The sequence below is a fragment of the Falsiruegeria mediterranea M17 genome (genome assembly GCF_900302455.1).
Taxonomy (GTDB): domain Bacteria; phylum Pseudomonadota; class Alphaproteobacteria; order Rhodobacterales; family Rhodobacteraceae; genus Falsiruegeria; species Falsiruegeria mediterranea.
In genome coordinates, this window is the sequence record NZ_ONZG01000029.1 from 1 (window position 1) to 9085 (window position 9085).

Annotated in this window: 3 protein-coding genes and 2 pseudogenes; all 5 read right to left on the reverse strand. The window is 54.6% G+C overall.

All coding sequences use genetic code 11. From position 1 onward, the window contains the following. Nucleotides 1–1507 (reverse strand): hypothetical protein (locus TRM7615_RS25060; protein ID WP_165821548.1); only part of this gene is annotated, 1507 nt, incomplete at its 3' end. A 288-nt stretch (nucleotides 1508–1795) separates the two neighbouring features. Then, complete coding sequence (locus tag TRM7615_RS25065; protein ID WP_108792711.1) at nucleotides 1796–3415, reverse strand: heparinase II/III family protein; 1620 nt, start codon at nucleotides 3413–3415, stop codon at nucleotides 1796–1798. Continuing rightward, nucleotides 3412–8307 carry a glycosyltransferase gene (locus tag TRM7615_RS25070; RefSeq protein ID WP_108792712.1) on the reverse strand — a complete coding sequence of 1632 codons (4896 nt, stop codon included), beginning with the start codon at nucleotides 8305–8307 and terminating at the stop codon, nucleotides 3412–3414. The genes TRM7615_RS25065 and TRM7615_RS25070 overlap by 4 nt, the downstream gene beginning before the upstream one ends. A 68-nt stretch (nucleotides 8308–8375) precedes the next feature. Next, nucleotides 8376–8637: pseudogene (locus TRM7615_RS26075) on the reverse strand (hypothetical protein); the annotation flags it as partial. Between the two features lie 113 nt (nucleotides 8638–8750). Next, nucleotides 8751–9085, reverse strand: a pseudogene (locus tag TRM7615_RS25075) (hypothetical protein); the annotation flags it as partial.

A 9085-nucleotide genomic window follows, 5' to 3' on the forward strand; every position in this document is an offset into this window, starting at 1 on the left:
AAAGCTCGGCCGTGCCCGCGCCCAGATCGAGATCCAGCATGAATGCCGTCCCCCGCCCGGCCACCTCAGGCGCGTCGGAGTAAGACACCATGTCCCGCCCCACGCCGCCATCCACGGTGTCATTGCCACGACCCGGAATGATCCAGTCATACCCGCCAAGCCCATTGATCTGCTCGCCCGCAGCGGTGCCGTGCAGGGTTTCCGTTGCAGACGTGCCGTCAATCGGGGGGCCTGCAGGCATCATGTCGCCGAGAGATATCCTTTGCACAGTCGCGTGTTCAGCCCCCCCGTCGAGGGAATAATACGACACCAAAAGTTCGCCGTTCTCGAAGACCTCTGCGTCAAACCCACCCTGTTCGCCGGTCTGATCCGCATTGACGCGGGTGGGGTCCAGAACGCGGGCCTCGTTGGCGTCATAGATCATCAGATAGATGTCACGATCGGGAAAGTTCTGCAGGGGGGTCACACCATCATCCGTGCGCACGAACAGGATCGCATACCCCCCATCCGGCAACCCCAGAATTTTCACCTCGCGACTTGCCGAGCCCGAAGACAGACCAACCGCTGCCAGATCCACGCCAAAATCAATGGCGCGCGGGCTGAACACGCTGCGGTGCTGGGTGCCATCCGCCTCGTAAAGCTCGACAAAAACATCCTGACGGTCGTTGCCCATGCCGTCCGAGATGGCCACGCTGTAGAGCACCGCCATGCCACCATCTGCTGTTTCGGCGGTGTCGAGCACTTCGGGAGAGGATTGCGTTTCACCAGCCCCGGCAAAATTCAAGGTTTGCGGTGTACCGATCAGGGCACCCGTGGTCAGATCCCAGAATTCAAGCTTGAGATCGGAATCGACCGTGCGGGTGCGAAAATCAAAGGTTTCTTCCGCATAAAAGACCGCCAGACGATCGGACAATTCGCGGATCTGCAAAGGGCCATCCAATCCGCGGATCGGGGTATATTCGATGGGGTTGGCGAACCGGGGTGTCAGGTTCTGGTCGTAGATCTGGAAACTCTGGTGATCACTGTCATGCTCCCAGCTCAGCAGGACAGATCCATCCGACAAGGCAAAGGCCGAAGGGGACACCGGATGGCGGGCATCGCCACTGCTGATCTCCACCTCTGTACCGATCCGGGCACCGTCTGTGCCAAAGATGTTGAGCGACAACTTGTTCGTGGTGGTGTTGGGAATTTCCGTCTGCCAGGCGGCAAAAAACCTCTGGCCGCTCAACGGGACCAATGTGATGTCCTCGACAGGCACCGGAACCTGTTGCCCAAAAAACGGCACAAGAACGTTCAAAAAGGCGTTGTCGCGCGCTTCGACCCCGGTTTGGGGATCGAAGAATTCAATCACGCCACGCTGTATGCTGTTATATCCAAGTGCGACCAGGTTCGGTCCCAACTGCAAAAGATCGGTTTTGCTGAACCGATCCACGCTTTGGGGAAAATTGTTGTTCGGCTGGTCGGCCAAAAAAGTAAAGCTGTCTCCAATTCGGGTTCCCGCAGTCACGTCTTGCCCCTCTGTCTAAATGCGTTCTGAAACCAATTTGTCTAAACAGACAAAGGCTACCATGTTCGCAAATTTAGGCAAGACAGGCACGAACCACGCGCACTGCCGCTACAGAATCTTCAGATCCCGGATGCGGGTCGTGGCGTCATCGAACTGCAGGTGTTCGACCGCCATTCAGCGTGTCATCGCCAGACGTGCCGATGAGTGTCTCGTGCCAATTGCAACACTGATGAGATGCAAAGAAGAATTCTTTAGATCAGCCGGTTGCCCCGCCCACCAGCCCTTTTATCATACCATGAACTGCAAGCTATAGCTGCAATCCAGAGTTGGTGCATGATGGTGGAAGCACAGGCTATGGACGTCCTCCTTGACCCCGAACCGGGGTGAACGCCATCCTCGCAGCTCTGGCTCTTCCTGTCCTTTGACAACATCGATGCTGGACGGAGGAACCGAACACGTGATTTCCAGTCGGTGCGTTTCGCTTCGGATAGACACCCGCTGATCCTCGATAACCTCGACCTCTTTGTCGCCGGGAATAAGGAACTGGGTCACATAGGGGCGCGCTTCACCCTCTGAGGAGGTCGGGGTTATGACGTCATGCAGCTCTAGCAGCTTCTTTCGCCTGTCGAAGAATATTTTTCGTACCGACACAAATTCTGGAAACATATGGGATTCAAGCGTGACATGGGCTCTGTACGCGCCTGAATAGCGTTGTTTCACACAGCTCCGTACCTCGCTCTCGGCCAAGCGCCGGACGGGAGTGACTCCATCGGGATAACTGAGCGAATGCCCCTTGTGAGACCGCAATAGGAGGCGCAGCGGATCGCGCTCCTGATAGGCGTACAAGCCGCCATCCGTAATCCATTCGGTGCCGAAACCGTGCAGGATGATCGCAGTATCATCATCGTGACGGTGGTATTGTTTATTATACCCACATTTCGAAATGAGATGGATGTCCTCTGGCCCGCTCCAGGTGTCGCGCATCACGATCCAGCCTGTCTCCTTGAGCATCATGTCGGGCTTTGCCGGTGGCTCTCCCAATCTGCCTTTGCTTCTGACGAACTGCCAGTTCGGCAGATGATCAGGCACCCACGTGGTCCGGGCAAACGGGTCTGGGCGCATATTGGCCTCGGTATCCCCAATCAGCGTGAAATTCCCCAAAGGGGAAACCATGAAACACAAGCGCTTCAACGCCAGATCAATCCGCTCCTTCAAGTCGGGTATGATGCCGTCTTCCGGGGCGCAATAACTCTGTTCCACAGCAAGGATCTCGAGCAGCTGCACAATGCCAACTACTTGATAGTGAACACTATTTTCCAGGTGCCCACCATCCGGCGCAAAGGCATTGTCGACCTCAAATACCAAGCGCTGCCGCGCGGTGGCCGCATGAGATTGCGACCAGCTGCTTTGGGGGAACTCCTTTGCCAGTTGAAAGAGCACCAGGGATTGATCCAGGCCGTGATTGGAGTTGCGGGAGTATTTCTCCTCCAGCGATAGATAAGTAGCATGGACGTCAATGAGCCCCTGTAAATAGACGAGGTCATCCTGACGTGTCCCCAGATCCTCGAGCCTTCTGTATAACTGGATCAGGTTCAGTGCCCTAAAAGCTGATCCGTGGTCGTGCCAGATGTCTTTTGGGGCGGCGTCGTAATCAGGGAACTGCGCCCACCAGCTCTGCACCGTTCTGAGGGCAAATTCCATGCCACGCGTTCCGCCCTCCTCATCATCAACGGCAAACAAATCCCGAAAAAAAGAAAATTGATGCAGCAGCCAGACCCAGGACCTGTTCGAAAACGGGTTCTGGAACCAGTCGATAGGTTCAGACAAGGAGGCCGTACCGAAACGAGGCGCAAACCATTCCCCCCGGTCAAGGATTTGTTTGCCCCATTCATAACTATCTTTTTTCATGCATCTTTTCTTTTCTGCTCTGAGCTCGGGACGGGTATCTGCGGGTCCGCTTGTATCAGATCAAGGATCATATTGCTCACAGACTGCAACGAAAATGTGCGGGCAACATAGTCACGGTTTTTTGCGGCATGCCGTTTGCGTGTTTTTTGAGAAAAGGCGACCTTGCGCAAAATAAATTCCGCAGCAGCTTCTTCATCCGCCACGACCCAGTTCTCTGGGTAGATTTCTTGTGCCCCCTCCCAAGGAAGAATGACCGGTTGAGCCCCAGTTGCGGCCGCCTCCGGGATCGCAAGATGGAAGCTTTCCCGATCGCTGGTGGACAGAATGAAATCGATACCCGAAGCCCAGACCGGAACATCATGACCAAACCCATCAAAGCTGATCGCCTCTTTGAGCCCGGGTGTTGCGATGATATGTCGGGTCAATTCGGTATATAGCCTGCCTTCTTCCGACCTGTTGCGCATCCAGGGATAATCCGAAGGCAACTTGCCTTTGATGCTCAGACTGAATTCTGGATCTTCCTCGCGGAGAAGTTCCAGAATGCGAACCGCACGATCAGGACGTTTCAACCAGGGTACGATCCCCATTATCCCAAGACGTTTGCCACGCACCGGCTGACCAACCGGTGAAAACCAATTCATGTCTACACTGTTGGGGATAACCACGCACTTTTCCTCGGGAATTCCGAATTGCTCGATCCCCATACGACGATAATTTTCGCTCACAAAGATAACTGTATCAACAGCATCCCATTTCACCGCACGAGGGTAGTCGGTGAATATCTCCTGAGCGTGCAATCGCGCGATGAGCTTTTGGCCCGGCTGTACCCGATGAGAATACCAGACAAGATTCCCCAAAGCCCACTCGCAAAAGATAATATCACTGGACAGAAGCAGATTTGTGCTGGCCACTTCGTCGTGGCGTTCATGACCGGCCCAGAGGTCCGTACAAACGGAATATCCTTGGGCGACAAGTGACGCTTGGATGTCACCGCTGAACTTCAGATCGTGGCCCGTAAGCAGAATGCGTTCCTGCCGTTTGGTGCGCATAGGCAAAGCCGGAGCCAGCGCACACCGGCTAACAGCAGCCATGGCATGGGGCGCTAGAATGCTGCCAAGTCTGTCTGCCGCCGCTTGGCGGGTTTCCGCACTGTCCAGCGCAAGCCGCATCGCCTCCAAAGCGCCCGCGTAATTGTCAGCCAACAGTGGGTAATCCTTGCCCAGCAATTGCTCGTAGCGGTCCGTGCGGGTCAGGATGACAGGCAAGCCTGATGCGCCATACTCAAGAAGCTTAGTTGAAAGTTCCAGATTAGAATTTTCGAACTCAGGGTCCCGCCAGCTCCAACCCACGTCGAAGCTCTGTAGCATCTGCAAGACAGTCTGGCGATCAAGACTACGCTGCCAGACAATTCCGTTGCCGCTACCAAGCCGGCTGATGACCTTATCGTAGTATTCTGGATCCTCTGGAGGATTGTGGACCTTTGAACCAAGGACATGCAATTCCAGATCAGGACGTTCATGGCGCAATGTGTCGAATGCGTCAAAGAGTTCCAGTATCCCCCACTCCGGCGCCATCTTACCCGCGTAAACGATCTTAAGGGTATCGGTTTTCGGTGCGGCCAATGCCTCTTGAACCGGGAAAGCTCCAGCGCGTACCGTAGCTTTCTCAGCGACCTCGGGCAACATGGGAGGGAGCTTGAAAAGCTTGTCCACATGTGCCGGGAATTTCCTTTTTACAAAAGAGATCAACCAGTCGCTTTGTAGAAAAATGCGTCCTGCCCGACGGAATATAAGCTCGATCTGATCCTGCTTCTCCTGCTCTAAGGTGTCGTCCGTCTGGGGAATATCCGTCAGATACGGACAGAGGCGACCATTCAGGCGCGCATTCTTGGTCAGGGCATAGTTGACCTGAAACCCCCGCAGAACCAGATAGTCGAACCCGCCAACCATCTCATCGAGCCTTGAAATGATTTCAGGGCTCTCTTTGGAAGAGAAACTGCTCCCCCCTTGGAAATGGGAAACTGCGTCGATGATCCTGCAGTTTTCGATGGAATTGAGATCATCCACAAATGGAGATTCCGTGATCGGTTTGCGTAGCAGGACATGCACTTGAACGTTGTCGAGCCGTGACAAGGCGTTTGCTATCGACACCATCCAGACCGCAGAGCCATCGACTAAGTTCACATCTAGGTCAGCAAACAGCAGGATATTGCTTTTTGTGCGATCCACATTCCAGTTCAGGCTAAATTCCTGATCTGTTTTTTCGGATAGTAGCACAGCATCCGAGCAAATGATCGACCTGTCGCTTGCCGACCAGCACGCAAGCCCAAGCTCCAGTTGGTTTACGCCTTCGGGAATTGTCACCGGGATCTTTTCTTTCTGCCCGCACGTGAAATATTCATAATAGCTGTCAAGATTGTCTGAAAACCGCAGGCCTGGGAAAGCGACAGCGTCTCCAGTGCCGTTCTCGTCTGTTCCCTTGAAGGTGATGATACCAGCCCGCATCGAGGGAGGGGTCTTTCTCGGGGCTGGTTGCGTCTCGAAAGTGAGTTCGTATCTCCGGCCCGGCTCAACAGCCATAGTCGCGATGACTGGCGCTTTTTTCAGGACCAGTTCGTCCGAAGACGTGATGTCGTTTTCCGAGCGGTCCGCAAGGCGCAAGTGGCGCGTCTTGGTGTATTCACCAACCGTTTTCAGTTGTAAGTGAGAGGACACTTCTGCTGAGCGCAGCTTCTTGCCCGACCATTTCTGTACATAGATCGAAATCTTCGACACCGTATCTGGCACCCTGAAGTTGATGACTTGCTCACCTTCTTCTTTCTGCAGATAGCAATACACCGCATCACTGCGCTCATCGACCGTAAGCAACCCGGTCTTCAGCACCGCTTCTTTTTCACCATCCAGCAGTACAAGTCCAATCAATGCGTGGTTGGGAACCTGTGCCGGTGTCACAACATCCACAACCAGGCTGTAATTCATGCCCGGGGTGACGTGTATTTCGCGCGTTTCTAGCGGCTCGGATGTAACTAGGCACGTCTGGTTCAGCGGATGCCGGGAGACCGCATCAATCCGGGTATATGTTTCCAGCGGGGCGTTTGAAACGTTGACCTGATTTTGGTTCCTGCTGGTGACATCAATCAACTGAATGGCATTCTGTGGAACGATATTGTCAACCGGGATTTCCTTTTCTCTTGCAGTCGCGACCAGCTCTTCCTGCAATTGGATCACATGGCCCTGGGCATCGGTATAGATGAAATCCAGTGTATCGGATTCTCCATTGACTGAGGCCTGCGCAGACACGATCTGTCCGGGAGTGACTGGGATGGGGGCCTCCAACGGCTGCATGACCGGGTGTGAAACCCGGGTCAGCAGTTCTTCGACCGTTGCAATGTTCTGTGACCATTTGCGGTTTTCAAGGACCCATTCGCGCCCTTTTTTGCGGAGCGCATCAAACTCCTCGGGAGAGGACAGAACCACGCGCAGTTGATCGGTCAGGGCGCCGGTACTTCCTGCCTCGAAGATCAGCCCGTTTTTCTCATGTTCGATGATTTCACGGATACCGCCCACCGATGATCCGATCACCAGCTTTTCAAGTAGCAGCGCCTCGAGCGGCTTCAGCGGTGAAACCAGCTCGCAAACCTCGTAAGACAACCGCGGAAAAACGGTAATATCGATCAGGGAATAGTACCGGGCAACCTCCTCATGGGGGACGCGCCCAGGAAGGATGACAGTATCAACACAGCCCATCTCATCCAAGTTGTTCTTGAACGTTTGGTAATGTGGGCCGTCACCAACAAGGAGCAGGTTGAACTCATATCCCTCTTGGCGAAGCTTTTGGCAAGCTTCCACCAGCATTTCCAACCCCTCGTATTTGACGAAGGATCCAATGTATCCGAGTGTGGGAATACCGGGGAGCAGCCCCAACTCGTCCTGCAGATCTTGATCGCAGGGCAGATTTTCGAGGCTGCCATCTGACACGGAGTTCGGGGATAGAACAATATTGTCCGCGTCCACCCCACGCCGTATCAGTTCGTCGCGCACGCCGTTGGTGATTGCAATGACACCATCCGCTTCGCGGGCAATCATGCACTCGATGTCGAAATCTATCTTGAAACGATCCGTGTTTTTCCAGTGCGGCCGCCCCATCGCAGCAGTGATTTCCCAGAGGCCACGCACCTCATAAACGAAGGGGACACCCATCTCTCTAGCTGCGATCAGAACGGGTAGCGCGTTCACATAAGCTGAAGCCGCCTGCACGACGGAAGGCCGCTCAAGGTAGATGGCGCGTCGGATCGCCGCGGTCGCGGCAAGTATGTGTGCCCGGAGGTCGCCCCGCGCGCCGATCGTACCGCGATCATGAAGGTAGGGGGTACCATCATACCAGGTTGTTCGGGCGTTTGGGTTACGGTGTTTGCCCCGCACATCCCACGGGTACCCGATGCGGGAATGGTGTTTGTGCTGCCATGCTCCGTGATTGCGCGCCGCTGTGGCCAGGGCATGTGACCGCATCGCGTATCCTGAAGTATGGAATGGTGGAAGGGCGTGATAAAAGTTGAGAACTGTGCGTTGCATGCTACGGGTGCGCGGAGCACGACGTTCCGGCAGGATAAATCCAGCCAGAAACATGTTTACGAAGCCACTGATTTGCTGCAACGATTCCGAAACGTTCCTCCCTTCCTCTCTGAGCTGCGTAATCAGGGTGTCGGTTGCACCCGCAATTTCAGAGGTTTCCCCTATCCCGTTGACAAAGCTGAGCAACGCCAATTTAGTGGCCAAATCTGCTTCATCACTTGCAAGAGCTTCGAAAAGGACATCCTTTTCCGCGTCTGTTATGGGGCGGTCTTCAGTATCAAAAGAAAGCGTGAGATTTTTGGCAAAACTGGCGATAGACACAATGATCTCCTAAAATGATATTCGAATACCGCATATCGTTACCGACGTGATATTTCTAGCTCATGTTATCAATATGGTAGAACCAAACCCCGAGTGAAGTGAGGTTTGTCGGCCCGGGATTTGTGACCAGTAGATGCGACTGCAACAAGTGCTATGGTTGAGAGGAAGACTTTAGCCAAGTGACCATAGTGTGTTGCTACATGTTTCCAGTCCTTGAACCCTACCGAATACGGTTTGGATACTATTGCACCGCTTGTATCGGCGCCTGTCGTACTTCATGGCGGTATTGCGTTGTTGTCGAGCTGGGATGTAGGCATCGGAAACTCCTTTGCTTACGAAATGAAAACCCGTGACCCACTTAGACAAGACGCGATCCCTTTCTCCACCAGCCCGCATCACACGGGCCGGGGGTTTTTTGTTTTTCGGTTGGCGTGATTGCCGCCTTACGCGATCGCGAATTGCCAGATGTTCGCGGTCTCGTCGTCGAACTGGAAATACTCGACCGAGATCAGGCTGTCGGTGCCGTCGGCCCCCGTCACCGTCACATCCGTCGCCGAGCTCCGGGTGATCGTGTAATCGCCGCGGTTGCCGTCAAAGATCGCAAAGTCCGACCCGGCGCCGCCGTTGATCGTATCGTTGCCCGCGCCGCCTTTCATGTAGTCGGTGCCGCCGTAGCCGAACAGGAAGTCATCCCCGTCCAGGCCCGACAGCTGGTTGCGCTCGTTGTTGCCCGTCAGGCTGTCGTCGAAGTTGGTGCCGACCAGGTTTTCGATCTCGA

Coding starts and splice junctions, on each gene's coding strand:
- TRM7615_RS25065 (WP_108792711.1), bottom strand. CDS start 3,415: ATGAAAAAAGATAGTTATGAATGGGGCAAACAAATCCTTGACCGGGGG.